The organism is Candidatus Pelagibacter sp. Uisw_121, from assembly GCF_047722545.1.
Classification (GTDB): Bacteria; Pseudomonadota; Alphaproteobacteria; order Pelagibacterales; family Pelagibacteraceae; genus Pelagibacter.
Genome location: NZ_CP159816.1, coordinates 244,155 through 270,519 on the forward strand (window position 1 = coordinate 244,155; position 26,365 = coordinate 270,519).

At 29.2% G+C, this 26,365-nt stretch carries 28 protein-coding genes; 16 read left to right on the forward strand and 12 right to left on the reverse strand.

The window, feature by feature from the left end; all coding sequences use genetic code 11:
• Positions 1 to 3: 3 nt before the first annotated feature.
• The 4 genes from ABXT52_RS01340 to ABXT52_RS01355 are packed head-to-tail and all read left to right on the forward strand — an operon-like array spanning position 4 to position 3,748.
• Entirely contained in the window at positions 4 to 1,248 is a 1,245-nt protein-coding gene (locus tag ABXT52_RS01340) for an NAD(P)/FAD-dependent oxidoreductase (protein ID WP_415272101.1), read from the forward strand.
• Positions 1,241 to 2,008 (forward strand): DUF1365 domain-containing protein, encoded by a 768-nt coding sequence (locus ABXT52_RS01345; RefSeq protein ID WP_415272102.1) that lies wholly within the window; start codon positions 1,241 to 1,243, stop codon positions 2,006 to 2,008. Before ABXT52_RS01340 ends, ABXT52_RS01345 begins: the two co-directional genes overlap by 8 nt.
• A complete protein-coding gene (locus ABXT52_RS01350; protein ID WP_415272103.1) occupies positions 2,008 to 3,186 on the forward strand; it encodes a class I SAM-dependent methyltransferase in 1,179 nt (392 codons plus the stop codon). Before ABXT52_RS01345 ends, ABXT52_RS01350 begins: the two co-directional genes overlap by 1 nt.
• A gap of 13 nt (positions 3,187 to 3,199) precedes the next feature.
• The gene (locus ABXT52_RS01355; RefSeq protein ID WP_415272104.1) at positions 3,200 to 3,748 is read left to right on the forward strand and encodes a DUF3833 domain-containing protein; all 549 of its coding nucleotides are present in this window, start codon (positions 3,200 to 3,202) and stop codon (positions 3,746 to 3,748) included.
• Here ABXT52_RS01355 and ABXT52_RS01360 read toward each other — a convergent pair.
• Both ABXT52_RS01360 and ABXT52_RS01365 read right to left on the reverse strand, forming a co-directional pair.
• Positions 3,745 to 4,506, reverse strand: coding sequence for an SDR family NAD(P)-dependent oxidoreductase (locus tag ABXT52_RS01360; protein ID WP_415272105.1), 762 nt, complete (start codon positions 4,504 to 4,506; stop codon positions 3,745 to 3,747). The genes ABXT52_RS01355 and ABXT52_RS01360 overlap by 4 nt on opposite strands.
• Entirely contained in the window at positions 4,479 to 4,643 is a 165-nt protein-coding gene (locus ABXT52_RS01365) for a hypothetical protein (protein WP_415272538.1), read from the reverse strand. The genes ABXT52_RS01360 and ABXT52_RS01365 overlap by 28 nt, the downstream gene beginning before the upstream one ends.
• Here ABXT52_RS01365 and ABXT52_RS01370 point away from each other — a divergent pair.
• Together ABXT52_RS01370 and ABXT52_RS01375 are read left to right on the forward strand one after the other, a co-directional pair.
• The gene (locus tag ABXT52_RS01370; protein ID WP_415272506.1) at positions 4,591 to 4,995 is read left to right on the forward strand and encodes a TspO/MBR family protein; all 405 of its coding nucleotides are present in this window, start codon (positions 4,591 to 4,593) and stop codon (positions 4,993 to 4,995) included. The two genes, ABXT52_RS01365 and ABXT52_RS01370, sit on opposite strands and share 53 nt — an antisense overlap.
• A gap of 8 nt (positions 4,996 to 5,003) precedes the next feature.
• Positions 5,004 to 6,107, forward strand: a complete 1,104-nt coding sequence (locus ABXT52_RS01375; RefSeq protein WP_415272106.1) for an NAD(P)/FAD-dependent oxidoreductase — start codon at positions 5,004 to 5,006, stop codon at positions 6,105 to 6,107.
• Here the strand turns inward: ABXT52_RS01375 and ABXT52_RS01380 are convergent.
• The 7 genes from ABXT52_RS01380 to ABXT52_RS01410 form a co-directional block, all read right to left on the reverse strand.
• On the reverse strand, positions 6,095 to 6,916 hold the full coding sequence (locus ABXT52_RS01380) for an FkbM family methyltransferase (RefSeq protein ID WP_415272107.1): 822 nt from the start codon (positions 6,914 to 6,916) through the stop codon (positions 6,095 to 6,097). The two genes, ABXT52_RS01375 and ABXT52_RS01380, sit on opposite strands and share 13 nt — an antisense overlap.
• 15 nt (positions 6,917 to 6,931) lie before the next feature.
• Positions 6,932 to 8,407 (reverse strand): protein adenylyltransferase SelO, encoded by a 1,476-nt coding sequence (locus tag ABXT52_RS01385; RefSeq protein ID WP_415272108.1) that lies wholly within the window; start codon positions 8,405 to 8,407, stop codon positions 6,932 to 6,934.
• Between the two features lie 54 nt (positions 8,408 to 8,461).
• Entirely contained in the window at positions 8,462 to 11,230 is a 2,769-nt protein-coding gene (gene fdhF, locus ABXT52_RS01390; protein ID WP_415272109.1) for a formate dehydrogenase subunit alpha, read from the reverse strand.
• Positions 11,230 to 12,888 (reverse strand): NADH-ubiquinone oxidoreductase-F iron-sulfur binding region domain-containing protein, encoded by a 1,659-nt coding sequence (locus tag ABXT52_RS01395; protein WP_415272110.1) that lies wholly within the window; start codon positions 12,886 to 12,888, stop codon positions 11,230 to 11,232. The genes fdhF and ABXT52_RS01395 overlap by 1 nt, the downstream gene beginning before the upstream one ends.
• Before the next feature lie 132 nt (positions 12,889 to 13,020).
• Positions 13,021 to 13,854 carry a formate dehydrogenase accessory sulfurtransferase FdhD gene (fdhD, locus tag ABXT52_RS01400; RefSeq protein ID WP_415272111.1) on the reverse strand — a complete coding sequence of 278 codons (834 nt, stop codon included), beginning with the start codon at positions 13,852 to 13,854 and terminating at the stop codon, positions 13,021 to 13,023.
• A 45-nt stretch (positions 13,855 to 13,899) separates the two neighbouring features.
• On the reverse strand, positions 13,900 to 14,385 hold the full coding sequence (locus ABXT52_RS01405) for an HPP family protein (protein WP_415272112.1): 486 nt from the start codon (positions 14,383 to 14,385) through the stop codon (positions 13,900 to 13,902).
• 29 nt (positions 14,386 to 14,414) lie between these two features.
• Entirely contained in the window at positions 14,415 to 14,825 is a 411-nt protein-coding gene (locus tag ABXT52_RS01410; protein ID WP_415272113.1) for an iron-sulfur cluster assembly scaffold protein, read from the reverse strand.
• 43 nt (positions 14,826 to 14,868) lie between these two features.
• Here ABXT52_RS01410 and ABXT52_RS01415 point away from each other — a divergent pair, with 43 nt between their 5' ends.
• The 8 genes from ABXT52_RS01415 to ABXT52_RS01450 all read left to right on the forward strand — a co-directional run bounded on the left by ABXT52_RS01415 (position 14,869) and on the right by ABXT52_RS01450 (position 21,911).
• Positions 14,869 to 15,480 (forward strand): molybdenum cofactor guanylyltransferase, encoded by a 612-nt coding sequence (locus ABXT52_RS01415; RefSeq protein ID WP_415272114.1) that lies wholly within the window; start codon positions 14,869 to 14,871, stop codon positions 15,478 to 15,480.
• Between the two features lies 1 nt (position 15,481).
• On the forward strand, positions 15,482 to 16,729 hold the full coding sequence (locus ABXT52_RS01420) for a molybdopterin molybdotransferase MoeA (RefSeq protein ID WP_415272115.1): 1,248 nt from the start codon (positions 15,482 to 15,484) through the stop codon (positions 16,727 to 16,729).
• A gap of 48 nt (positions 16,730 to 16,777) precedes the next feature.
• Positions 16,778 to 17,683 (forward strand): DMT family transporter, encoded by a 906-nt coding sequence (locus ABXT52_RS01425; RefSeq protein WP_415272116.1) that lies wholly within the window; start codon positions 16,778 to 16,780, stop codon positions 17,681 to 17,683.
• Between the two features lie 5 nt (positions 17,684 to 17,688).
• Positions 17,689 to 18,903 carry an aminopeptidase P family protein gene (locus tag ABXT52_RS01430; protein WP_415272117.1) on the forward strand — a complete coding sequence of 405 codons (1,215 nt, stop codon included), beginning with the start codon at positions 17,689 to 17,691 and terminating at the stop codon, positions 18,901 to 18,903.
• Positions 18,904 to 18,910: 7 nt separating this feature from the next.
• Entirely contained in the window at positions 18,911 to 20,026 is a 1,116-nt protein-coding gene (locus ABXT52_RS01435) for a serine/threonine protein kinase (protein ID WP_415272118.1), read from the forward strand.
• A 2-nt stretch (positions 20,027 to 20,028) separates the two neighbouring features.
• Positions 20,029 to 21,072 (forward strand): threonine aldolase family protein, encoded by a 1,044-nt coding sequence (locus ABXT52_RS01440; protein ID WP_415272119.1) that lies wholly within the window; start codon positions 20,029 to 20,031, stop codon positions 21,070 to 21,072.
• The gene (locus ABXT52_RS01445; protein WP_168606561.1) at positions 21,072 to 21,224 is read left to right on the forward strand and encodes a hypothetical protein; all 153 of its coding nucleotides are present in this window, start codon (positions 21,072 to 21,074) and stop codon (positions 21,222 to 21,224) included. The genes ABXT52_RS01440 and ABXT52_RS01445 overlap by 1 nt, the downstream gene beginning before the upstream one ends.
• 561 nt (positions 21,225 to 21,785) lie before the next feature.
• On the forward strand, positions 21,786 to 21,911 hold the full coding sequence (locus tag ABXT52_RS01450; RefSeq protein ID WP_271525711.1) for a hypothetical protein: 126 nt from the start codon (positions 21,786 to 21,788) through the stop codon (positions 21,909 to 21,911).
• A 395-nt stretch (positions 21,912 to 22,306) separates the two neighbouring features.
• Here the strand turns inward: ABXT52_RS01450 and ABXT52_RS01455 are convergent, their stop codons facing one another.
• On the reverse strand, positions 22,307 to 22,876 hold the full coding sequence (locus ABXT52_RS01455; RefSeq protein WP_415272120.1) for an HD domain-containing protein: 570 nt from the start codon (positions 22,874 to 22,876) through the stop codon (positions 22,307 to 22,309).
• 296 nt (positions 22,877 to 23,172) lie between these two features.
• Here ABXT52_RS01455 and ABXT52_RS01460 point away from each other — a divergent pair, with 296 nt between their 5' ends.
• Positions 23,173 to 24,162 (forward strand): adenine-specific methyltransferase EcoRI family protein, encoded by a 990-nt coding sequence (locus ABXT52_RS01460; protein WP_415272121.1) that lies wholly within the window; start codon positions 23,173 to 23,175, stop codon positions 24,160 to 24,162.
• The gene (locus ABXT52_RS01465) at positions 24,159 to 25,235 is read left to right on the forward strand and encodes an HNH endonuclease (protein WP_415272122.1); all 1,077 of its coding nucleotides are present in this window, start codon (positions 24,159 to 24,161) and stop codon (positions 25,233 to 25,235) included. Before ABXT52_RS01460 ends, ABXT52_RS01465 begins: the two co-directional genes overlap by 4 nt.
• A gap of 100 nt (positions 25,236 to 25,335) precedes the next feature.
• Here the strand turns inward: ABXT52_RS01465 and ABXT52_RS01470 are convergent, their stop codons facing one another.
• Together ABXT52_RS01470 and ABXT52_RS01475 are read right to left on the reverse strand one after the other, a co-directional pair.
• The gene (locus tag ABXT52_RS01470) at positions 25,336 to 25,563 is read right to left on the reverse strand and encodes a hypothetical protein (protein ID WP_415272123.1); all 228 of its coding nucleotides are present in this window, start codon (positions 25,561 to 25,563) and stop codon (positions 25,336 to 25,338) included.
• Positions 25,564 to 25,611: 48 nt separating this feature from the next.
• On the reverse strand, positions 25,612 to 26,355 hold the full coding sequence (locus tag ABXT52_RS01475; protein ID WP_415272124.1) for a TSUP family transporter: 744 nt from the start codon (positions 26,353 to 26,355) through the stop codon (positions 25,612 to 25,614).
• Positions 26,356 to 26,365 lie beyond the last annotated feature (10 nt).

The window sequence follows — 26,365 nt, forward strand, 5'->3', positions numbered from 1 at the left end:
AAGATGAAAATTGCTGTAGTAGGTGCTGGTATATCAGGATTAAGTGCTGCTTATTACCTATCTAAAAAACATAAAGTTGATTTATTTGAAAAAGAAAATCAATTTGGGGGTCACGCAAATACAATAAAGGTTGCTTACAACCCTAACAAAGAAATTCCAATAGATATTGGATTTATGGTTTTTAATAAGCAAACATATCCAAATTTAATTAATTTTTTTTTAGAAAATAAAATAGAGATTGAAAAAAGTGATATGTCATTTTCTGTTACTGTAGAAAATAGTGGATTAGAATATTGTGGAAAAGGATTAGGTGGAATTTTTTCTAATAAAAAAAATTTATTTAATCCAAAATTCTTAAAAATGTTTTTTGAAATTTTAAGCTTTTATAAAAACTGTGAAAAAATAGAAATTAAAAAAATTAGTTCAATAACATTAGGGGAGTATTTAACAGAAATAAAAATTTCAGAATATTTTATTAATTATCATATTATACCAATGGTATCTGCTATATGGTCGATGCCTCCATATGAAGCAAAACAAATGCCATTATCTTTTTTTCTAAGCTTTTTCAAGAATCATGGACTGTTTAAAATTAAAGATAGACCTCAATGGTTTACGGTTACAAATCGAAGCAAAACTTATGTCGATAAGATAATAGGCCAAGTTAGTGGAGAACATTTTAAGAATTACAATATAAATAAAATCACTAGAAATAATTTAGGTGCTAAAATTTTTTATGGGGAGGAAAATGAGTTCTTTGAATATGATAAAGTTGTAATAGCAACTCATGCAGACGAAGCATTAAAGATAATTGATAATCCAACACTAGACGAGAAGTCAATATTAAGAAAATTTAAATATAGAGCAAACACTGCAGTAATACATTTTGATGAAAGTGTTATGCCTAAAAATAAAAAAGCATGGTGTGCTTGGAATTCTTCAATGGACTCAAATAATAATGAAAAGACAGCTGTAACATATTGGATAAATCAGTTACAAAATTTAAAGATAGATAGAAATATTTTTTTAACAATTAATCCATTTAAAGAAATTCCAAATGATAAGATATTTAAAAAAGTAGCATTTACTCACCCTTATTACGATACAGAAGCATTAACCAATCAAAGTAACCTGCATAAAATTCAAAATAAAAAACATATTTTATTTTGTGGTAGTTATTTTGGTTATGGTTTTCACGAGGATGGAATAAAGTCCTCTATTGATATGCTAAAAACACTTAATGATTAAAAATTCTTATATTTATACAGGAAATGTAATTCATAAAAGATTTAAGCCCAAAATTCATAGTTTTAATTACAATGTATTTTCACTTCTTATAGATTTATCGGAAATAGATTTACTACACAAAACTTTAAAGATATTTTCATACAATAAACTAAATATTATTAGTTTCTTTGATAAAGACCATGGAGCAAGAGATGGGAGCTCTCTTAAGGAATGGGTTTTAGATAATCTTAGAAAAAATAATATTGATACTAACGATGTTCATATTAAACTTTTATGTTACCCAAGAATATTTGGATATGTATTTAATCCATTAAGTGTTTTTTATGTCTACGACAAAAATTTTGATCTAATATCTATATTATATGAAGTAAAAAACACATTTGGCGAGCAACATGTTTATGTTTTTAAAACTGAAAAAGACCAAAATCTGATTCAACATATGTGTAAGAAGAAATTTCACGTATCTCCATTTATAGAAATGAATTGTATTTATTTTTTTAGACTATTGAAACCTGGTAATAAAATATCTGTAATAATTGATCTGAATGATCCAGTTGGTAAAGTATTATATGCTTCACAAGATGGTATTAAAAGTGAATTGAACAATAGAAACCTACTTAAATCTTATTTAAAACATCCATTAATGACATTCAAAATCATTATAGCGATACATTATGAGGCATTTAAATTATGGACAAAAGGAATTAAATTTATAAAAAAAAAATTAAAAATTAAGGATAATATTACTATCGAAAACTAATGTTAATTTACAAAATTTCAGATTTAATTGTGTTTAACGCACTAAAAAATATTAAGTATGGTTTTCTTGAAGTTAAAAAAATAAATGGCGAAGTTTTAAAGTTTGGCAACCCTGATGAAACTTTAAAAGTTTTTTTAGAAATTAAAGATGAAAGTCTCAATTATAATTTAATTAAAAGTGGAAGTATCGGTTTGGGTGAATCTTATATGAAAGATTTTTTTATAACAAATAATCTTTCTGATTTGATTGAGTTAACAGCAAAGAATATAAAAACCATTTATAAATTTTCTGGAATCTTCGATTTGCCTTTTATCAATTTTATTAAAAACAAAATTATAAAAAATACTAAAAATAGAAGTAAAGAAAATATTGCCAAACATTATGATTTAGGAAATGACTTTTTTTCATTATGGCTTGATAAAACCTTAACCTATTCCAGCGCTATATTTGAAAGCCCCAAACAAGAACTTTTTGAAGCTCAGAACAATAAATATCAAAAACTAATAGATCTAATAAGGCCTACAAATGGTAATAAAATTTTAGAAATTGGTTGTGGTTGGGGTGGTTTTGCTGAGTATTTAGGTACTAATTATGATGTTAAATTAGATTGTATTACCATTTCCAAAAAACAATATGAATTTGCTAAAGAGAGAATTCATCGATGTGGACTTAATGAAAAAGTAAATATTCAAATTAAAGATTATAGAGATTTAAAAGATAAATATGATCATATTGCATCAATAGAAATGATTGAAGCTGTAGGTCAAAACTATTTAGACAGTTATTTTAATACAATTAAAAATAATCTAACACCATCTGGTACGGTGGGTATTCAGGCCATAACTATCGATGATAGTTTATTTAATAGATATAAAAATAAAAAAGATTTTATACAACAGTATATTTTTCCAGGTGGTTTTTTGCCTTCAAAAAGTGAATTACAAAATTATGTTGATAAAAATGGATTGAAATTTAATGAGTATAATTCATATGCCAATCATTACTCTGAGACTTTGATTATTTGGAGAGAAATATTTGATAAAAAATGGGACTTAATTAAAAAACAAGGCTTTGATTTAAAATTTAAAAGAATGTGGGAATTTTACCTTTCATATTGTGAAGCTGGTTTTAAATCAAAAAATATAGACTTAATTCAATTTTCACTGCAAAACAAATAACAATAGGAGCGACATGATAAACTTTAAAACCATTAGATTAACTGTGTTAATAATTTCTTTATTCTTTACAGCAAGTTGTATAAACAATAACTCTATGAAGCCAACAGATTTCAAAAATACTGAACCAACTATGACTATAGAGCAATACTTTAATGGTCCAGTTAAAGCATGGGGCCTATTACAAGACCGTAGTGGTAAGGTTACTAGACAATTTAAAGCTGATATGACAGGTAGTTTTGAGGGAGATACTTTAACTCTTAAAGAAGATTTTTATTGGACAGACGGAGAAAAACAAAATCGGATATGGAAAATCAAAAAGATTGATCAAAATTACTATGAAGGTACTGCACCTGATGTTGTAGGTACAGCTAAAGGTTATCAATATGGATCAGCTTTTAAATTTGAATATGATTTAATGGTTCCATTTAAAGGAAAGAATATTAAAGTTTCTTTTGATGATTGGATTTTTAAACAGGATGAAGATGTTGCAATTAATCGAGCCACACTTACAAAGTTTGGATTTAAAGTTGGTGAATTGACAGTTTTCTTCAAAAAAAATTAATAATCAATCTTCTTCATACCTCTAGCGACTAACTTAAAATATAAACTGCTAGGTAGCATTTGAAGAAATTTTAAAAAATATGTAAAGGCTTTTGGGAAGTGTATTTCAAAACTTTTTTTGATTACTAATCCTTTATAAATTTCCTCTGCAGCAAATTCTGGGGTTTTAATCATGGGCATTGGAAAATCATTTTGATCAGTCATAGGTGTTTTTATGAAACCAGGACTGATTAATGAAACTCGTACATTCTTCATTCTCATATCAAAGTTTAAACTTTCAGCAAAGCTGGTAAGTGCTGATTTTGAAGCACAATATGCACCAGCAGCAGGTAATCCACGGTAGCCTGCAACAGAAGAAATTATAGATATTTGGCCATTTTTTTTTTCGGAGAAATAATCATAGATTGAATTAATTGAATTCATTGTTCCAAAATAATTAACTTCCATAATTTCTCTTATTTTATCTAAATTAAATCTTTTTTCTGATTTTGGATCATGCATACCCGTACCAAACACACATATATCAATATTATTAAATTGCTTGATTATATTTTTTGCAACTAATTTACATGAATCAATTTCAGTAACATCTAAAGGAAAAGGAATAATACTTTGATTAATTTTTTTAAGTTCATTTAATAAATTTTCTCGTCTTGCAGATGCAGCAACCAACCACCCATTTTCTGCAAATTTGATTGCAAGAGCTTTACCAATTCCACTGCTTGCACCAGTTATCCAAATAACTTTTTTTTCGTCCATATTCTATTGTATAATAGAAATATGTTAAAAAACAAATTCTTATCTTTTTTATTGTTTGCTCTTGTAACTTTTTCTGCATCAGTAATAGGAGGTTTAGCTACTGTTGGTTTTAAAGAGCCATGGTATTCTTTAATCATCAAACCCTCGTTTAATCCACCAGATTGGATTTTTGCACCAGTTTGGACTACGCTTTATTTTTTTATGACAATTGCTATCTGGAAATTTTGGCATAGTAAAAACAGAGATATAAACACTATTTACATCTACTTTATTCATTTAATTTTTAATACAACTTGGAGTATAGTTTTTTTTGTTTTTCATAAAATTGTTTTAGCTCTAATTGTATTGGTAATTTTAATATTATTGATAATCATTCTCATAATTAGATTTAAGCGTGCCAACTTGTATAGCTATTATTTAATGATTCCTTATTTACTTTGGTGTTTCTTTGCATTACTGCTAAATGTAAGTTTAATCATATTAAATTAAAGTAAATTATGGATGATGTTGTAATAGTTGGTGGTGGAATAATAGGGACTGCTACAGCGTATTTTTTATCTAAAGAAGGTAGAAAAGTTAAAGTTATAGAAAGAGATCCAACTTATAAAACAGCTTCTTTTCCATTATCACTTGGTGGATTTAGAAGACAATTTTTTCAAAAAGAAAATATTTTATTGGGAAAATTTGCAAGAGAATTTATTTTTCAAATACCAGAACTGTTAAAAACTGAAAAAAATCCAAACCCTACAGCAAGCATGGTTACAAACGGCTACTTATTAATGTTTGGTCCAGAGCATGCTGAGGAACAGTATAAAGCTTTAATAAATCATGAAGCTTGTGATGCTGGAACTAAAAATATTAAAGGTTCTGAACTATCAAAAATATTTCCTTATATAAGCAGTGAGGGTATTGAGACTGCAACTTATACAGATAACCAGAGTGAAGGATGGATTGATCCTTTTATGTTTCATGGAGCCTTAAAGAGTAAGGCGATTGAATTAGGTGCAGAATTTATCAAAGGTGAAGTGAAAAATATCTCTGATATCAAAGCTAAAACGATTATATCTGCTGCGGGATGCTGGACCAAAGAATTATTAAAAGATATCCCGGTAGTTCCTCAAAAGCATACAGTTTTTAGAGTTAAATGCCCCAAATATATTAAAGAAATGCCGTTGACCGGAGATTTAACAACAGGTGTTTACTGGAGACCAGAAGGTGGAGAGTATTTAGCAGGTTCCCCTAACTCAGTATTTGATGCTACTGATTTAGAACCAGCGTGGAATGATTTTGAAGAATTAGTATGGCCTGCATTAGCACAAAGAATTCCTGCTTTTGAAGAATTAAAATTAACTGGTGGATGGGCTGGTTATTATGATTGTAATAAATTGGATAATAATGCGGTGGTTGGCAAACATCCTAAATATGATAATGTTTATATGGCATCAGGATTTACGGGCAGAGGTTTAATGCAAGCACCAGGAATTGGTAGAGCGCTTACTGAATTGATCTCCACAGGGTCTTATCAAACAATTGATATCAGCGATTTTTCTGTAGAAAGAGTTCTTGAAAATAATGCAAGACCAGAACCTTACGTTTTATAGTTATTCATTAGGTAAAAATTCTCACTTCCACCATAAGTAATTTTTTTTACATAATTATTAATATTAGAAATTTTTTTTAAGTCCTCACTGTAAAAAGAATATTTTAACTCTTTTATATAAGCAATTAACTCTGAGCAATTATAATTAAATTCTGGATATAGATATGGTGCAATTTCTATAAATATAACAGGTTTGTTTGTTTGAAAAAATTTTTCCCCACTTTTTAAAACATCAAGCTCATGCCCATCAACATCTAATTTTATAAAGTCAACTCTTTTAATTTTTTTTAAATTAATAAATTTTGTTAGAGATATATATGATTTTTTTTTAATAGAATGAAGCGTACCAAGGTGCCGTTTATGTTTACTTTTATTATCATCAAAATTCCAACTAGACCAAACTTTTGTAGGTTTTTTAATTTTTGATAAAAATAATTGATTTAAAATGATATTTTTTTTTAAATTATTATTTAAATTTAAGTTTTTAGTTAATTTTTTAAAAGCATAATTAGTTGGTTCAATAGCAAAAATCTTACTTTTATTAAAAATCTTAGCAAGCGGTAATGAAATAGAACCTATATTTGCACCAATATCAATTATTGTAAGTTTTGTATTTGATTTAAAAATTTGTTTCAAATTCTCAATTTTTTTTTCAGAGGTACCAAATAGAAATATTGATAAATCTATACCTTCATTTAAATCAAGCATCCATTTTATTTTATTTCTTATGTGAATTTGATTCTTTTTAAAAAAGGGTCTTAAAAAAAAAGAAATAATTTGTGCTATCTTTATTTTGTATTTAGTTTTCATTTTGTTAATCAATAATTATGTACCACAAAATGTTTGATAAGCTTTATCACTAGGTGGTGCAGGAGACTGAAAATCAGTAATATCATTTTGATTTTCATATGGGTTTTCTAAAATTTTTAATAATTTATTCATAACTTTTAAATCACCATTGTTTGCAGCAGTTAAAGCTTCTTCAACTTTATGATTTCTTGGAATAATCAGTGGGTTTACTGAATGCATTAATTTTAAATACTTTTCCTGACTATTATTATTTAATTTTAAGCGACCTTCCCATTTTTTTTTCCAAATATGAAAATTTTCATCATTATAAATTTCATTATCAGAAAATTTTTCATTCATCAAAAAACAAAAAGTATTAGTGTAATCAGCTTTATTTTTATGCATCCATGTTAATAGTTCCATAATTAAAATTTGATCATTTATATCTTCACCAAATAACCCTAATTTATCACGCATCATATTCAGCCATTTTTCTTCATAAATTTTTTCAAAAGAATTAATTGTTTCAGTTGAAATTTCTATAGCCTTATCTTTGTTGCTATCTATGAGTGTTATAATACATTCTGCAAACCTTGCTAAGTTCCATTTGATAATCTTTGGTTGATTTGAAAATGAATATCTTGCTTGCTGATCAATCGAACTAAAGACTGTATCTGGATTATAAGCATCCATAAAAGCACATGGACCGTAATCAATTGTTTCACCACAAATCGATACATTATCAGTGTTCATCACACCATGAATGAAACCAATACGCATCCAGTTAATAACTAAATTAATTTGAATATCCATTATTGTTTTCAGCAAACCCAAAGCTTGGTTTTTAGAATTTTTTATATTGGGATAGTGTCGATTGATTACGTAATCAAATAGAATTTTTAAATTTTGTTCCTTTTGAGTGGCTGCAATATATTGAAAAGTTCCTACACGTATATGACTAGCAGCAATTCTAGTTAATATGGCACCTGGTAAAAGTGTTTCTCTAATTACATTTTCTCCAGTTTTAACAACTGCTAAACTTCTGGTCGTTGGTACGCCCAGCTCATGCATTGCCTCACTAATGATATATTCTCTAAGCATTGGTCCTAGGGCTGCTCTACCATCACCACTTCTCGAAAAAGGTGTTTTTCCAGAGCCTTTAAATTGAATGTCATATCTATCACCATTTTTTGATAGGTGTTCACCCATAAGAACAGCTCGCCCATCACCTAACATTGTAAAATGACCAAATTGGTGTCCAGCATATGCCTGTGCAATCGAATTTGATCCTCTGGGCAATAAATTACCTGAAAATAATTGAGATAAATTATCTTCTCTAATATTTGTAAAATCTAAATTCAAATCTTTAGGTAAATCTTTATTTAAAATTATAAGTTCTGGAGATTTTACTGGAATAGGGTTTTGTTTAATTAAAAAATCTTCAGGTAGTTTTGCATATGTGTTATCAAAAGACCAACCTGCTTTATCAATATCTATATTTGAATTAGTCATTTTTTAAAATTATAAACTTTATAATTTTTAAAGCACGTATTAAAATATCAGTAATTATGAAAGTTCTGCTTGATTTTCTTTAGGCTCAACAACTGTTTTAAATTGATTGGATATTTTTTGTATTTCTACAGAAGAAACTTTGTACTCTGCACACATTGTCTCTTCATCTTTTCCATGACCAGTTACCATGTTAACCATGTGTTCTGGAAAGTGGAATGTTGTAAATACAATTCCTTCTTTAACTTTATTAGTAACCTCAACTTTTAAAGCTACTTCTCCTCGACCAGAATAAAGTCTACCAATATCACCAGTATTTAATTCTCTCTTTTTAGCATCATTAGGATGAACTAATAATAAATCTTCAGAAACTATATTAATATTTTTAGTACGTCTTGTCATAGTAGCAGCATTATAATGCTGAAGAACTCTACTAGTTGTTAAAATCAATGGATAATCTTTTTTATTCGTAGCTATCTCATTAGATTCTTTCCAATCAAAATTTTTAAGTTGTCCTTTTCCTAATTTGAATGTTTCTTGGTGTAAAATTTGAGTATCTGTTCCATCTTCTTGAACTGGCCACTGTAATCCCATTTTACCAAGTCTTTCTCTTGTTACACCTTTAAAGAAAGGAACCACATCAGCTATTTCTGCAAGAACTTGATCGGCATCATATTCAGGTTGATCAAAGCCTAATTTTTGCATCATGTCTGTTACAATTGTTCCATCCGTTTTAGTACCAGGCAAAGGAGGTACGGCTCGATTTACTCTTTGAATTCTTCTTTCTGTATTAGTAAAAGTTCCATTTTTTTCTAAGAAAGTTGTTCCAGGTAATACTACTGTTGCAAGTTTTGCTGTCTCACTCATAAAAATTTCTTGCACAACTAATAGCTCAAGTGAATTCATGGCATCTACGACATGTGCACTGTTAGGATCTGTTTGAACTATATCTTCTCCAATGATCCAGACAGCTTTCACATCTTTATTAATTGCCCCATCAAACATTTCTGGAATTTTTAGTCCTTGTTTTTTTGGGTGTACTACTCCATATTTTTCAGTATAGAAATTTTGAACTTTTTTATCAGCCACCTCAAAGTAACCAGCTCCTTGATGAGGTTGACAGCCCATATCAGCTGCACCTTGGACATTATTTTGTCCTCTTAATGGATTAACACCAACACCTCTTCTACCAATATTTCCTGTAATCATTGCAAGATCAGCAATTAACATTACTGTTTTAGATCCTTGCTCCTGTTCTGTTACCCCTAAACCATGGAATTCCATAGAGTTTTTTGCGGTTGCATAAGCAATTGCAGCTTCTTTAACTAACTGTTTATCAACACCAGCAACTTTCGCTAGGTGATCCATATCTTGTCTTTCAATTTCTTTAATGAAATTTGCAAAACCTTCAGTTCTATCTCTGACAAAGTCTTTGTCATAAAGGTTTGCTTTCAATATATAATGCAACATCATATTTAATATGGCTACATTTGTTCCTGGTCTAAGCTTAATATGATAATCAGCAAGTTTAGCAAGTTCAGTAGTAATTGGATCTAATACAATTAATTTTTTACCCTTCATCACTTGTTGTTTTATTTTTGCACCAGTAACTGGGTGAGCATTTGTTGGATTTGCTCCGATCACCATAAATAAATCTGCATGGTAAATATCTTCTGTAGAATTTGTAGCTGCTCCAGTTCCAAATGTTTGTTGCATTCCCCACGCCGTAGGTGAGTGACAAATTCTTGCACAACAATCAATATTATTAGTTCCTATTGCTGCTCTGATCATTTTTTGAAAAACATAATTTTCTTCATTAGTGCATCTTGCTGAAGAAATACCTGCAACCGCATCTGGTCCATTAGCTTTGGTAATTCTATTTAATTCTTTTTTAATAAAATCATATGCCTCATCCCATGATGCTTCTTCAAACTTTCCATTCCTTTTAATTAGAGGAGTTTTTAATCTGTCAGGATGATCATAAAATCCAAACGCATATCTTCCTTTAATACAAGTGTGACCTGCGTTAACCTCAGATTCTTTAGGAGTAGAAATTGCTACAACTTTATTATCTTTAATTGATGCCTCTAAATTACAACCAACTCCACAATAAGAACAAGTCGTTCTTACTTTTTCATCAACAGCAACTGATTTAGATTGATATACATCTGAGATGGCATCCGTTGGACAAGTGTGAGCACACGCTCCACATGATACACAAGACGAGTCTCCAAATAATGCATCATTATCTGTTGTAATTTTAGATTCAAAACCTCTACCACTCATTGTTAAAACAAAAGAACCTTGAATTTCATCACAAGCTCTGACACATCTTCCACAATTAATACAGTTATCTAAATTCATTCTCATGTAATCATGTGAAGTATCTTTTGGAATACCCTTATGCTGTTTTGGTAAATTATATCTATGATCTGATATACCTAAGTCATTCGCAACATCTTGAAGTTCACAGTTATTATTAACCTCACAAGTTCCACATTCCATTGGATGGTCTGTTAAAACTAACTCAACAATATTTTTTCTTAAAGCCGTTAAATTTTCATTATTTGTAAAAACATGTTGATTTTCACCAATTGGTGTATGGCATGAGGCTACAACTTTAGTTGGACCATCTTTAACTAAAGCAACCTCAACCGAACAAACTCTACAAGCTCCATAAGGTGCTAAGTTTGGATCGTTACATAATGCAGGAACTTTTTTCTCTCCAAGATAGCTTTTTACAAATTTTAAAACAAATGTATGGTTAGGACCAATTTCATATGGTTTACCATCAATGTATGCAATTTTTCTTTTTTCTGAACTCATTAATTATCTTTCACCATATCATCCTTCATTTCATCACCAAAATATTTTAGTATGTTCATGATAGGAGTTGGTATTGCACCACATAAAGCACATAAACAGCCCTTTTTCATCGTTATTAGCAACTCATTTAATAGCTTTAATGGAATTTTAGCAGTTTTATTCTTAGCCTGATCAAACATTTCTTTTCCTCTGTAAGATCCAAGTCTACCAGGAAAGCATTTTCCACATGATTCTTCAGCTGTGAACTCAAATAAATGATGAATATACTCAACCATTGGAAAGTCTTTTGGAATACTAACTATACTTGCGTGCCCCAGCATGAAACCAGCAGCAGTAAATTCTTGAAAATCTAGATTTAATTTTTCAGCTTCTTTAATTGGAATAACTCCACCTAATGGTCCACCAATTTGTAATGCCTTAATAGGTTCTTTGAACCCACCACCAATATCATTTAAAACTTTTTTCATTGGAGTTCCCATTTCAACTTCATAAACTCCTGGATTATTAAAAAAACTATCAAAACAAACTAATTTTGTACCTGCTGACTTTTTATTACCAATTGCAGCAAATTTTTCTGCTCCATTAATAAGTATACCAGTAGCAGCAGCTAAAGTTTCAACATTGTTAACAACTGTTGGTTTTTTATAAAGTCCTTCAGTAACAGGGAAGGGAGGTCTGACATCAACTTCTGCTCTTCTTCCTTCAATTGATGCAATTAAAGCAGTTTCTTCTCCACATATGTACGCTCCTTGTCCTATACAAATATTTAGATCAAAAGAAAAACTTGTTCCAAGAATATTTTCTCCTAACAATCCTTCCTTCTTCAAAGAATTGATAGCTCCATTTATTGCTTCAATAGATTTTGGATATTCACCTCTTATATATAAAACACCCTCATCACTTCCAATAACATAACCACAGATGATCATTCCAAATAATACTTTTAGTGGCTGATCTTCCAATAAGTATCTATCAGAAAATGCACCAGAGTCTCCTTCATCTGCATTACAGATAACATATTTTTTTTCAGAAGGAGCTTTTCTACAAAAGTCCCATTTCATTCCAGCTGGAAAACCAGCACCACCTCTTCCTGTTAAATTTGAATCTAGTAGTGATTTTATAATTTCTTGTTTATCTGTATTGATAAAATTATTTAAGATATCTTTAAATTGATCTAAATTTGAAAGCTTGTCATCCATTAAAAAACTTGTTGAAGCAAAACTTTTAGAGAAAAATTTTTCCTGTTCAATTTTTTCTCCTTTAATTATTTCATCAATTTTATCAATGTCATTCCCGGCATAGTTTTCACCATCATAATGAAACGCTTTATTTTCATAACAGTGACCAAGGCAAAACATCTCACCAACTTTGTCATCACCTAATTTTTCTTTTAATTTTTTCTTCAAAGGCTCTTGTGTTCCAGAACACATACAAGCACTTCCATTACAAACAAAGGCTTTTTTGGCTCTGTGAGCTGGTCTTAAAAATTCATAAAAACTCTCTGCACCATGAATAGTGGATACACCCATGTGGTATTCATTGGCTATTTCTTTAATACCCGTGGAGTCTTTGGAGTTTAATGATCTTTCAGAAATCTTTTCAAAAAGATTTTTTTTTAGTCCAATTCTACCAGATAGATTACTTATATTTTTTGACAATTTACAATTTACCCCTGTTATTGCTTAAATATTTATTACAATTATTATAAAAATTCTAGAAATTTAAAATGAATTTAATAATATTTAATATTATTAAATAATATATATAAAAAAAATACTGACCTCAAATATCTATTTAATTCTTTCACTGTTACTGTAAATATTGAAGCTATCACCTTTGACAAAGCCAACTAATGTCATATCAAATCTATTTGCTAAATCTATAGCAAGACTTGTTGGCGCACCCACTCCTATAAGTATACCTATGTTTACCATTAGAGCTTTCTGAACGAGGTCAAAATTAAGTCTCCCAGAGCATGTCAAAAATTGAATATTTGTATCAAGTAATTTTTGATCAAGAGCATGACCTATCAATTTATCTAAAGCATTATGTCTTCCAACATCTTCTTTGATAGCCACAATATCACCCTTAGCTGTAAACAACCCACTTGCATGAATCCCTCCAGTTTTAGAAAATTCTGACTGATTTTGCCTAAGTTTATCTGGTGATAACATAATAGTTTCTTTTGTAATCTTTGGAATAGATTTCAATATTTTATCCTTTTTAATAATTTCTAAAGAATCTAAGGAAGTTTTTCCACAAACACCACAGGAAGAGTTTGTTAAAAAATTTCTTTTTATTTTATCAATATCAATATTTTCAGAATTATTAATCGTCACAGTAATTTTATTTTTAATACCATATTGATCAGTAGGTCTTCCACTGTGTTCAATCTTTTCTATATATTCAATTTTTTCAACTACCTTTTCATTAAAAAGAAATCCTCTTACTAAATCCTCATCATCCCCAGGCGTTCTCATCGTAATAGAGATAGTATTTTCAATCCAATTTTCTTTATCTTTATATTTAAGACTTATTTCCAGTGGTTCTTCAATGGATATTTGATCATTAACCTCTTTTGAATTATTAGATCTAAATTTTATGACTTTATAATTAGAATTCATTTAGCCAGTATATTTAAACTGGCTAAATTTGAAACAGTGAAAAGATTAGCTTTTCCAACTACTTGGGTAGTTTTTCTTTAAAATGAAACGATTTAGAATAACTGCGTAAACAATTATTATTATAGAACCAAAAATAATTGGGTTTAGTAAAAAATCATATGAAACTGCACCAAGTATTATAACAATAGGATTTCCTCCTGCTGGTGGGTGAGTTACACCAAGTAGTATCATTACAAAAATACCAAGACCTACTGCAATAGCTATTTGTAAAAATTGATCAATGGGTAGAAATTTTAAAATTAATACACCAACTATAGATGTTACTAAGTGTCCAAAAAAAACATTTTTGGGTTGAGCAAAAGGACTTTCTGGATATCCAAAAAGTAAAACCATAGAAGAACCAAATGATCCAGCTAAAAACAACCCATAAGGAGTTTCAAAACTTAGGAATGAAAGGGTACCAATTGTGATTATTGAAAATATTAAAGCATATAGAGCTCTGTTAAAATTTTCTTTTATTGTATTTATCATATATTTTTATCTTTACTGTTAGTGTTGTTTTAAAGTTTTAGGGCTTTTGAAAGAGTTTTAAAAGGAAGCAATAAACATTCTTTTCTAGAAATATTTTTTGAATTCATTATTTTTTTAAAGTCTTTTAATTCTTTTATATTAATTTTTTTTAATTGATCAAAATTTTCATCAAAGAAAAACTCAGCTTTTGACAAAAAATCTGAAATTTTTTCTATTGGTGCTTGTATAACCCACCTTGAAAGCAAACTGACAGAGGCCTGGCAGTACACGCATGATCTACATTGATACCCAATATCTTGAACAATATTATCTTTAACTATCAAACTAATTTCCATTTCATCACCACATAATGGGTTTTTATTCTTCGATTGATGTGTATGATTTTTAACCACTTTGTGGTTTTCAGTATTAGATGCGATTTCTAAAATTTTTAAGTCCATTATAATTCTTTAATTAAGAGATTAATGTTTTATATTTTGATTTATGAAAGATAACAATATTTTAGCTGTTGTGCTAGCTGGTGGAAAATCAAAGAGATTTGGTGAAGATAAAAACCAGACAAAACTTGGTGATAAAACATTGTTAGAACACGTTTTATTAAAAATTAGCAATAGATATGAGGAGATACTTATTGTCTCAAGTCACAGTATAGATACAAAAAAAATAAAAAATGTAACAATAATCCCTGATTGTTTTGATGACTTTGGACCATTAGCAGGAGCTCTGAGTGCAATGAAATGGGTTAAGGAAAATCAAAAGTTATATGAGTGGATTGCAACATTTCCATCAGACACACCTTTTTTTGAAACATCAATTATTGATGAATACCAAAAAAGAATTAAACTAAAAGATAGCCTGTTGTATTTTGTTAAGTCAAACAACAAGAGGCACAATATTTTTGGCCTATGGTCAATTGAATTATTAAAACCACTTGAGAATGATTTGATTAATAATAATTTTAGAAAAGTAGAGGATTGGGCAAATAAAATAGGGGTAAAAACAATTGATATTGAGCCTAAAAAATTTGATCCTTTTTTTAATATAAATACTAAAGAAGATTTAGAAGAAGCAAAAAAAATACTAAAAAAAAATTAAAATGATTACCTATAAAGAAGCTAAGAAAATCTTAATAAAATCAAAGATAGAAATTAAAGATGAAATTATTAACTCATCAAAGTCATTAAATAGGGTTAATGTATTAGATATCTATTCAGTAGTAAATTATCCAGCTGGAACTAATGCTGCTTTTGATGGTTTTGCAATTAATTCAAAAGATACAAGCAAGTTAAATAAAAATAATTCACAAAACTTTAAAATTTTAAAAACTATATCTGCGGGAGATAATCCGTCTTTAAAAAAAATAAATAAGTTCGAAGCTGTTGAGGTAATGACAGGTGCACTTATACCTAAAAATTTTGATACTATAATTCCAATCGAAAAAATTATTTTTAATAAAAATAGAAAATTTATCTTAATCAATGAAAAAATAAAAAATAACCAACACATCAGATATGCTGGATCAGATTATAAAAAAAGAGACTTGATAATTCAAAAAGGGACCATAATTCAGCCATCTCATGTCTTAGCTTTTAAAACATTGGGCATAGTAAATATTAAAGTTAAAAAGAAGCCCAACATTTTATTTTTTTCAACAGGAAATGAAATTTCTAATAGTAAAAATATTGCTAATTGGAAAGTTAGAAACTCTAATAGTTTTTATATTAAGTCTTTATCTAATAATTTTTTATTTAACTTTATAGATGGAGGAGTTTTAAGGGATAAGGATGAAAAACTTTTTCAAAAAAAAATAGAAAAAAGCTTTAAATCTAAAGTAGATATTATTATCACATCAGGTGCCGTATCTGCTGGTAAACATGATTTTGTTCCACACATAATCAAAAAATTTAGTTTATCTAATTTTTTTAAAGGTGTTTCGATTAGACCTGGCAAACCAGTATTATTTGCAAAATTTAAGAAAGCTGAAAAATCTATTTTTGGGTTACCTGGTAATCCTATTTCTTCATCTGCTTGCTTTAGATTTTTTGTTTATCCTTATCTGCTTAATATTCTTGGTGTTAAAGTTGAAAAACCATTTAAAGCTAAATTAAAAAATAATTATTCAAAGAGTAAAAAGATTATTAGATTTTTAAAAGCTAAGTTAACTTCAACTAATGATGGAAAAATAGAGTTAGAGGTTTTAAAAGGTCAAGAATCATTTAGAATTAAATCATTTGTAGAGGCAAATGTTTGGGGTCTATTCAAGGATGGGCAATCTATATTCAAAAAAGGGGAGTTAATTGATTGTTACTCTCCGATTGGGTCAAATATTAATATCTTTAAATAGATCTCATTTTTATTGTAGTACAAAATAATTACTATTAAATATCTATTAATGCTTGAGTTAAAAAATGAAAAAATTGCAATCCCTGTAGTTTTATTAGCGGGTCTTATATGGTCCTTCGGTCCTTTGGTCGTTAGGTATATGAATGACCCAAATTTAGTTCCATGGCAATATATTTTTGCACGTGGCCTTACAATTTTTTTGATTTTAAATCTTTACCTTTTCTTTGAGGAAGGAAAAGATTTTTATAAGAATTATTTAAAAATTGGAATTTCGGGTATCATTGGTGGAACTGGACTAGGTATTGCAATGATAACCTTCATTTACTCGATTACAAATACCAGTGCTGCTGTTACTTTGCTTTGCTTAGCTGCCATGCCTTTTTTTACAGCCTTACTAGGTTTTTTATTTTTAAAAGAAAAAATTTCATTAAATGTTTGGATAGCTATATTTATTGCAACAGTTGGAATAATAATAATAGCTTTGGGTAATACAGAAAAAAATTCTTTATTAGGACTAATATTTGGAATGACTTCTTCAATTGGTTTTTCTATTTTTTCAGTAACCCTAAGATGGAATAAAGAGACTCCAAAATTTACGACTGTAGCATTTGCAGGTTTTTTCTGCTTTGTAGTTGCTGCAATAGTTATCTTAACTAATGATATGGTTTTTCTATCCACAAGTTATAATGGAGCATTATTTTCTATACATGGAACGTTAGTTTGCATGGGTTTAATTTTATATTCTATTGGATCAAAAGCTATACCAGCGGCAGAATTAACTTTGTTGTCATTAACTGAAGTTATAGGTGGTATATTTTGGGTATGGATTCCAATTTTAGGGATTAATGAAATACCGTCGACTAATACAATAATAGGAGGCTTCTTCCTTTTTATGTCTATCATTTATTATAGTCTTACAATTAAAACTAATAGACGGTTTATTGCCCTTAATTAATTAAGATGGAAAGACCAGATTTTTTTAATTTAAAAAATGGCGAGAAGGCTAAACTACCTTTCACAGATCAAGAATATCAAAGACGATTAACCAATTTAAGAACCATAATGAGTAAAAATAATCTTGATATGGTTATTTTAACTTCAATGCACAACATTGCTTACTATACAGGATTTATTTATTGTTCTTTTGGTAGGTCTTACGGTTGCGTTGTAACAGCTAATAAAATTTCAACAATTTCTGCAAACATAGATGCAAGTCAACCTTGGCGGAGATCTCATAGCGATAATGTAATTTACACTGATTGGAAAAGAGATAATTTTTTAAAAGCGATAGTTTCAATTATTGGAAGAGACGAACCTCCTAAGAATATTGGCATTGAAAATGATCATGTAACTTTAGATGTTAAAGAAAAACTAACTTCTATATTTATATTTTCAGTTTTTAGCGATGTTTCAAAAGATTTAATGCAGCTTAGAATGATCAAATCTGCAGAGGAAATAGAAATTATCAAAAATGGTGCAAGAATTGCTGATCTTGGGGGTGAGGAAATAAAAAAACATATTAAGGTAGGAGAAAGTGAGCTTGAAATTGCAATAGCTGGTAGAGATAAGATGGAGCGTGAAATTGCCAAAACCTACCCAGATGCAGAGTATATGGATACTTGGGTTTGGTTTCAGTCAGGATTAAATACAGACGGCGCACATAACCCAAAAACGAATAGAAAATTAAAATCGGGTGATATTCTTTCTTTAAATACCTTTCCTATGATTTCAGGATACTACACAGCTCTAGAGAGAACTCTTTTTGTAGATAAAATTGATGACGCTTCTTTAAAAGCCTGGGAAGCAAATGTTAAAGTTCATAAAAGAGGACTAGAGTTAATTAAACCAGGTGTAAAATGTTCTGCTATCTGCCATGAGTTGAATGAGCTATTTGCTGAGCTTGGTTATCTTCATTACCGAACATTTGGTTATGGTCATTCATTTGGTGTCTTATCTCATTTCTATGGAAGAGAAGCTGGATTAGAATTACGAGAAGACATAGATACTGTCTTAGAAGAGAATATGGTTGTTTCTATGGAGCCTATGATCATGATACCTGATGGAAAGCCAGGAGCTGGAGGTTATAGAGAGCATGACATCCTAGTTATAGGAAAAGATAAAGCTGAAAACATTACTAAGTTTCCTTTTGGTCCAGAACATAATATTATCAAATAATAAATTTATGAGTGAAAAAAAAACTATAGTTAATAGTTGGAATGAGTGGGATCCTTTAAAACATGTAATTGTTGGTAAGGCTGACGGCACTTGTATTCCAGCTCCAGAACCAGCATTAGATGCCAAGGTTCCAGAAGACTCTGATATGCGTGGTCAGTTTGGGCCAAGAATGAAAGACACAGTTGATAAGGCAAATCAGTTGTTAGATGATTTTTCAAATATGCTAATTAAAAGAGGCATTAAAGTAGATAGACCAGATCCAATAGACTTTAATAAAAAAACATCAACTCCAGATTGGGAAGCAGATACAATGTTTGGATGCATGCCACCAAGAGATGTTTTATTAACTGTTGGTAGCGAAATTTTAGAAGCAACGATGAGTTATAGATGTAGATGGTTTGAATATCTTTGTTACAGACCTTTGTTAAAAAAATATTACGATGAAGATCCTAATATGAGACATGAAGCGGCTCCTAAACCAAGGTTAACTGATGCGGATTACAGAAAAGATTATTTATCAGATAAAATTGGTATTCAAAAAAGATTAGAATGGACTGAAGACAAGTTTTTTGTAACAACTGAAGAGGAGCCTTTATTTGATGCTGCGGATGTTTTAAGGTTTGGTAAAGATTTAGTAGTTCAACATGGTTTTACAACTAACCTTAAAGGGATTGATTGGCTTAAAAGACATTACAAAGATCATAGAGTTCATGCTGTTAATTTTCCAGGTGACCCATACCCAATTCATATTGATGCAACATTTACACCAATTAAAGAGGGATTAATTATTAATAACCCTCAAAGAAAACTTCCAAAGGAACAAAGAAAATTATTTGAAAACAACGGATGGGAAATTATTGATAGTGCACAACCAGCTCATAATGAACCACCTGCACTTTGTTATTCTTCAACTTGGCTTTCAATGAACGTTCTAGTATTAGATCCAAAAACTGTTTGTGTTGAAAAAAGTGAAGTATATCAAGCAGAACAATTAGATAAATTAGGAATGGAAGTAATACCAGTTGAAATGAGAGATGCCTATGCATTTGGAGGAGGTCTTCATTGTTGTACAGCGGATGTTTACCGTGAAGGTGAATTGAAAGATTATTTTCCAAAACAATAAATATGGAAAAAATTAAAACAAAAAGAGAGCGAGTAAAATTTGCTTCAGATAATGTTGTAGGTGCTTGTCCTGAAGTATTAGAGGCAATTTTAAAAGCTAATGATGGAGATAGAGCTCCCTATGGTGATGATGAAATTTCAAAAAATTTACAAGATAAATTTTCAGAAATATTTGAAAAAGAGGTAATTGTTTTTCCAACATCTTCTGGAACTGCAGCTAATGCACTAGCTTTATCTACGATGACACCATCCTTTGGAAATATCTATTGTCACAAACTTTCTCATATTAATGTAGATGAATGTGGAGCACCTGAATTTTACACTGGGGGAGCAAAATTAGTAAATCTTAACGGAATTAATGGAAAAATTACAGCTGAGGAGCTCAATAAATCAATTAGTGGAAAGGGCGTTGTTCATCACACTCAACCTTCATCAGTAAGCATTACACAACTTTGCGAAACAGGTGAAGCTTACGAATTAGACGAAGTAAAAAAAATATCAGAAATTGCTCATAATCATAAACTTAATATGCACATGGATGGAGCTAGGTTTGCTAATGCTTTAGTTTCATTAGATTGTAGCCCTGCAGAAATGACTTGGAAATCTGGTATTGATGTACTTTCTTTTGGAGCAACTAAAAATGGATGTTTAGCAGCAGAAGCTATTATTTTTTTCAAACCAGAGTTAGTCGGTAACTTACCTTTTTTAATGAAAAGAGCAGGGCACTTACTCTCAAAAATGAGTTTTGTATCAGCACAATTAGATGCCTATATTACAAATGAAGTTTGGCTAAGAAATGCAAAACATGCAAACGCTATGGGCAAAAAATTAAGTCAAGGTTTAGACCAACACAAAAATATTGAACTAGCTTATCCTACTGCTGCAAATGAAATATTTGTAAAGATACCAAAAGATATAATTGATCAATTAAATTCAGAAGGATATACAATTAATGATGATGAGTGGGATGGTAAGGCGGTTAGATTAGTTACTGCATGGAATACTAGTCTTTCTGATATTGAGACTTTTTTAAATTTTATTAAATAATGCCTAGAAAACCTAACTACAAAGATTTATTAAAAAAATTTAAAAAAAGAAATATTAAAAATCCAGAAAGAATAGCAACAGCCTATGTCAAAGGATTAACTGCAGGATCAAAAAAAAAGGCTGCTAAAAATTTGGCAGGGATTATTGATTAAAGAAAAAAGACCCAGAATTGCTGAATTTTAACTAGCGACTATTCCACACCTAGATACTCAATTTATGATTTAGTAGAGTTTATTATGGCTACATTAGATGGAATTATTGAACCAATATATTTTTTGATTACCTCAATAACATTTATATTATTAAGTATAATCCAATATAAAAAATTTGGAAAAACTAGGGAAACAAAATATCTCGCAGGTTTGTCAATTTTTTTCTTATGTAGTTACATTGCTATAATTTTAAAAAATTAGAAATGATCAAATTTATTCTACCAGCTATAATTGTTCTCTTCATTGTAGTATTCTGGGAAAAAATTACTGAAATAGTATTCAAAAAATTTAATATTAGACTGAATTATATTATTGTGAGTGCCATCTTAATAACTATCGTTATAATAATTTTATTAGTTAATTATTTTTAAATTCAATGATCTTATTAGCTAATTAACCCTCATTCCATCACCTAGACACCTGATTTGAGATTTGTTAGGGTTTAATTATGAATAAGTTGTTTGGAATAGTTTGCGGCATAGCTTTTTTTGGTCTGGGTTTATGACACTTGAGATTATTATAATTTTATTAACTATTATTCTTGCAGTTTATTTTTTATTTAGACCTACCTCTAAAAAAGAAAAAGACAGGTTTGAAGATAAAGATAACTGGCGAGGTGGATTTTAAATGAAAAAGCTTTTAGGGATCTTGGTTCTGGGTTATAGGATTATCTGGGAAAGACTAGAAGCAAACTTGAAACAAAACCGAGTGAGAACAAAATGTTCTCTTACTTAACTTGGGTTCTCTTTCAAAAAGTTAATGTAATCAACAACTTCTTGAAACTTTTCATCAGGAATATCTTTATATGAGTTGCCAAACTTCTCTTTGACACAAAGAGTAATAGTAAAAAACCACCTATCCCTTCTAGTCCCTTTAGGTCCCAAAACCCTTATACTTACTTAGTTATTAAAAAAAACTTGGTGTTAATACAAAGCAATTTGAATGATAAAACCATCAACAAACCATCAACATTTCCGAGTGGGGAAACTAGAAACAAATAATAAAACCTTTTGTTAACATGTCTATTTAGATATCCCCTTAATTTCTTTGACTACCATTAAGTAATTATCTTTAAGTACTTTGTGACCCTTTAAGTGTTTTGAAAACTCTTTGTATAAACCCTCATAGTACCAGGCGATTTGTTTAGGTGTTGCTGTAAATCTCGTCCATACTTTTTTGCCTTTTCTTTTATAATCATTAATAATGCAAGTACCGTTATGTAATTTATCACAAAGGGATACGAACATAGAGGATTGGCTTTTCTTTTTAATGTCTGAAAGATATTTCTTTTTTCTAGTAAGCCATGGTGGTTTAGGAATGATAATAGTATCACTGCACTCATTAACAATTTTAGCTACATTGTTACCAAACAATTTTCTAATTTTCATTAAAGTTTTTAATCCACCCTGATCTTCCACTGCATCATGTAATAAACCTCCAATAGCTTCATCTGTAGTTCCACCATCCTCAATGATATTGTTACTGACTGAAACTAAATGAGTGAAATAAGGAATTTTTGTTTTTTTTCGGTTTTGATCGAAGTGTATTTTGTATGCGAAATCTAAAGCTTTTTTATATTTGATTTTATTCATTTAACTATTTCTTACTCATTAAACATTTTCTAATTTAATATTTTTAATCTCATTTTCAGAATAAAGTTTCCATTCTAATTTTAAAAGTCTTATTTTCGGTTTTTTCAAAGGTTTATTCTTCATTTTATTTGATGGGTTAATAAAAAGCTAAAGAATTGACCATTTTTATTTATTTTATAAAAATACTGCTTGAGCCAGATTTATTTAAATAGAATAAAAACAATTTTTAATTAAAGTATGATTAAGAGAATCAATAAATAAGAGTAAAATTAATTCTATGAATATTAAGAAGTAAAATGCGATCAGACTTAATAATTGCCCAAAAAAGAAAAGAAGACGAATTTATAACTTTATTTGATGATATTTCAGCTGAATTAGATAATTACAAGGCGCAATTAAAAGGAATGAGAGTTTTATGTCCATGTGATTGGGATGAAAGTTATAACGAAAAAACAATATATTTAAAAAATAAATTAAAGAAAAAAACAAAAATTGTTCATTGTAATTTTGCAAAATTTTTGCTTGCTCAAGCAGAAAATTATGGAATTAAATCAATAACCTCAAGTGGTTATAATCCAGCCAATGGTAAAGGTATAAAATTCCAAGATATTGATTATTCTAAATACGACGTGGTAATTACAAATCCACCCTTCAGTCAATTTGATGATTTTATTAAAGTATTATTTGATAATAAGATGAAATTCATTGTTATTGGCCCTCAAACTGGTGTCCACTATAAAAAAGTTTTCCCTTATATAATGAATAAAAAGTTAAAACTTGGATATGCTAAACAACTTATTGGTTTTCAACTTAGAAACGGTAAAAAAATCTTATCATCAGATACAGGTAAACAATCCGGAATACCAAGAGCTTGCAAATGGTTTACAAATCTAAAAGTTAATAAAAATATTGATGAATTTGTTCCTACCGCAAAGTATAATAAAAAAATTCATCCAAAATTCTTTAATTACAAAAAAGCTATTAACGTGCCGGATGTTAATTTAATACCTGATAATTATAAAGGGGAAATGGGTGTTCCAACAACATTCATATCTAAGTACAATCCAAAACAATTTGATATTATTGGAAAAACCAGTACCATAAATAGAAGTCCAAAGTGGGTTGGTGATAAAGCTGGATTATGGATAGAGTATGATAAAAATCTTGTGGAAACATATCAAAAAAAATTTATTGAAAAAAGTAAAATTTTTAAAATTAATGGAAGAAATGTGAAAATTTACGCCCCATTTGAAAGAATAATTATAAAAGCAATAAATAAGAAATGAAAGTTAAAGAACTTTATAATCAAATAGTAGATGGAAAAATTACTAGTGACATAGAGCTGCAAAGAGAAATTATTTATACAAAAGAAAAACAAAAACTAGTTATTGACAGTATTATTCGTAAAATTCCCTTGCCTGCTTTTTATTTTTGGAAAAGAGGAACTAAGCTAGAAGTTCTGGATGGAAAACAAAGAATTGAAGCAATTAAATTATTTAAGCAAAATTTACTTGAGTATAATGATACCTTGTGGAGAGATACCAATTCACGTTTACAAAAAATAGTTGATGATACAGAGCTTAAAACAATAATTACATCTGGACCAGATAGTTTAAAAAGAGAAATTTTTCGAAGAATTAATACTTTAGGTGAGGCTCTTTCTAAATATGAAGTTTTAAATGGTCTTCATCATGGTCAATACTTAAGAGGTCTAAAAACATATGTTACGAATGATAATGCGGCAGTTGAGATTTTTGGGGGAAATAAAAGAGGGGGCAATCAATACAAAATATTAAATAAAATTATGATTCTGAATAGAAAAGACCAAAACTTTGGAGAAATATCTGAATATTTAAAGAGAAATAAAAATAAATCTTTTAACCAAGATAAAACTAAAGTTGGAAAATATATAAAATTTATTTTTAGTATTTTTGAGAACTACAAAGAATTTGATATCTATTTTGATTTAGCTAAAAAATATTTAAATGACAGATCAATATGGTCTCAAAAAAAAGATATAATTAATAAAAATATAACAAAATATTTAAAAAGTGATTATTCTAAACTTACTGATAAATCAAAAGAAATAGAAGATATAATTATTACTACAGTTAAAAATATATCTACTGATCCTAAACGTCTTTTTACAGTAGATGATAAGAAGAATCTTCTTAGAGATACTCAAAAAAATGATGATGGAAAATATCCTTGCTGTGATTGTCCTAATCAATTTTTAGAAGACGAGCTGACTGTTGATCATAAAAAACCGTGGAGCAAAGGAGGCCCTACAGTACTTTCAAATGCACAACTTTTGTGCAGACCTTGCAATAGCAAGAAGGGTAATAAATATTTTATTTAAAATATGAAACACAGTAAAAGTTAACATTTAGAATACTTAATTCCAAAAAACCATCAACAAACCATCAACATTTCCGGGTGGTGTTCGAATGTTCTCTTGCTTAACTTGGGTTCTCTTTCAAAAAGTTAATGTAATCAACAACTTCTTGAAACTTTTCATCAGGAATATCTTTATATGAGTTGCCAAACTTCTCTTTGACGCAAAGAGCAACATGGGCGTAGGGGTTTCTTCCCTTAGGGTGATTTGGATGGCTTGGCAATTGACCCAGTAAATAATCGCCAGCTTCCTGAATAATTTTCCAGAGTTTACTTGCGTTTTCTTTATTCATATTGTCTCAATTAAATTTATCTTAGATTAAGTGTTAACTAAATAAGTTTTAAAATAGTTTTAAACCTAGTCTTATAGCAACAAACAAAACTAAGCTAGCAGTTACTAGTGCTAATAATTTACTAGTGAATATTTTTAAATTTAAATAGTTACCAATTTGACCACCAATTAATACTGCTATTAGTAAATAAAAATAATCTTGAACTTCTGTTAAAATTAAATTTTTTGTCAATTGACCTATTATTCCTGAAACTGAATTAATAAGAATGAATAATGAAGCTGCTACAATTATGTGTTTTGGTCTTGCAACTTTTAATAAAAATAGAATGGGGCTTAAAAAAATTCCACCACCTATTCCAACAACACCTGAGATAAACCCTAATATTCCACCTATAATAATTGACATGAAATAAGGAATATTTCTATAACTCTCTTTTTTATCATCATAAGATTTAAAATTTATCAATAATAAGCTCCCCGCTATTAATAATACTGCAAACAATAATATTTCAAAAATTTTTTTCTCAACAGGAAGAGATCCTCCTATAAAAGCTAGAGGAATAGATCCAATTAAATAAGGTATTAATAATTTAACGTTAAGATTTCCAGCGCGTACGTAATTAAAACAATTACCAGAAACTACAATTATATTACAACTCAAGGCTATTATTGGAAAAACGTTGTAAGGTAACCCCCAAATTAATAACAGTGCAAGATAAGTTGAACCCCCTCCAAAACCAACACTAGAGTAAAGAGTAGCGGTGATTAAAAATAAGATTGATAATATGCTCATGCCTCACTAT

Coding starts and splice junctions, on each gene's coding strand:
- ABXT52_RS01340 (WP_415272101.1), top strand. CDS start 4: ATGAAAATTGCTGTAGTAGGTGCTGGTATATCAGGATTAAGTGCTGCT.
- ABXT52_RS01345 (WP_415272102.1), top strand. CDS start 1,241: ATGATTAAAAATTCTTATATTTATACAGGAAATGTAATTCATAAAAGA.
- ABXT52_RS01350 (WP_415272103.1), top strand. CDS start 2,008: ATGTTAATTTACAAAATTTCAGATTTAATTGTGTTTAACGCACTAAAA.
- ABXT52_RS01355 (WP_415272104.1), top strand. CDS start 3,200: ATGATAAACTTTAAAACCATTAGATTAACTGTGTTAATAATTTCTTTA.
- ABXT52_RS01360 (WP_415272105.1), bottom strand. CDS start 4,506: ATGGACGAAAAAAAAGTTATTTGGATAACTGGTGCAAGCAGTGGAATT.
- ABXT52_RS01365 (WP_415272538.1), bottom strand. CDS start 4,643: ATGATTAAAGAATACCATGGCTCTTTAAAACCAACAGTAGCTAAACCT.
- ABXT52_RS01375 (WP_415272106.1), top strand. CDS start 5,004: ATGGATGATGTTGTAATAGTTGGTGGTGGAATAATAGGGACTGCTACA.
- ABXT52_RS01380 (WP_415272107.1), bottom strand. CDS start 6,916: ATGAAAACTAAATACAAAATAAAGATAGCACAAATTATTTCTTTTTTT.
- ABXT52_RS01385 (WP_415272108.1), bottom strand. CDS start 8,407: ATGACTAATTCAAATATAGATATTGATAAAGCAGGTTGGTCTTTTGAT.
- fdhF (WP_415272109.1), bottom strand. CDS start 11,230: ATGAGTTCAGAAAAAAGAAAAATTGCATACATTGATGGTAAACCATAT.
- fdhD (WP_415272111.1), bottom strand. CDS start 13,854: ATGAATTCTAATTATAAAGTCATAAAATTTAGATCTAATAATTCAAAA.
- ABXT52_RS01405 (WP_415272112.1), bottom strand. CDS start 14,385: ATGATAAATACAATAAAAGAAAATTTTAACAGAGCTCTATATGCTTTA.
- ABXT52_RS01410 (WP_415272113.1), bottom strand. CDS start 14,825: ATGGACTTAAAAATTTTAGAAATCGCATCTAATACTGAAAACCACAAA.
- ABXT52_RS01415 (WP_415272114.1), top strand. CDS start 14,869: ATGAAAGATAACAATATTTTAGCTGTTGTGCTAGCTGGTGGAAAATCA.
- ABXT52_RS01420 (WP_415272115.1), top strand. CDS start 15,482: ATGATTACCTATAAAGAAGCTAAGAAAATCTTAATAAAATCAAAGATA.
- ABXT52_RS01425 (WP_415272116.1), top strand. CDS start 16,778: ATGCTTGAGTTAAAAAATGAAAAAATTGCAATCCCTGTAGTTTTATTA.
- ABXT52_RS01430 (WP_415272117.1), top strand. CDS start 17,689: ATGGAAAGACCAGATTTTTTTAATTTAAAAAATGGCGAGAAGGCTAAA.
- ABXT52_RS01435 (WP_415272118.1), top strand. CDS start 18,911: ATGAGTGAAAAAAAAACTATAGTTAATAGTTGGAATGAGTGGGATCCT.
- ABXT52_RS01440 (WP_415272119.1), top strand. CDS start 20,029: ATGGAAAAAATTAAAACAAAAAGAGAGCGAGTAAAATTTGCTTCAGAT.
- ABXT52_RS01445 (WP_168606561.1), top strand. CDS start 21,072: ATGCCTAGAAAACCTAACTACAAAGATTTATTAAAAAAATTTAAAAAA.
- ABXT52_RS01450 (WP_271525711.1), top strand. CDS start 21,786: ATGACACTTGAGATTATTATAATTTTATTAACTATTATTCTTGCAGTT.
- ABXT52_RS01455 (WP_415272120.1), bottom strand. CDS start 22,876: ATGAATAAAATCAAATATAAAAAAGCTTTAGATTTCGCATACAAAATA.
- ABXT52_RS01460 (WP_415272121.1), top strand. CDS start 23,173: ATGCGATCAGACTTAATAATTGCCCAAAAAAGAAAAGAAGACGAATTT.
- ABXT52_RS01465 (WP_415272122.1), top strand. CDS start 24,159: ATGAAAGTTAAAGAACTTTATAATCAAATAGTAGATGGAAAAATTACT.
- ABXT52_RS01470 (WP_415272123.1), bottom strand. CDS start 25,563: ATGAATAAAGAAAACGCAAGTAAACTCTGGAAAATTATTCAGGAAGCT.
- ABXT52_RS01475 (WP_415272124.1), bottom strand. CDS start 26,355: ATGAGCATATTATCAATCTTATTTTTAATCACCGCTACTCTTTACTCT.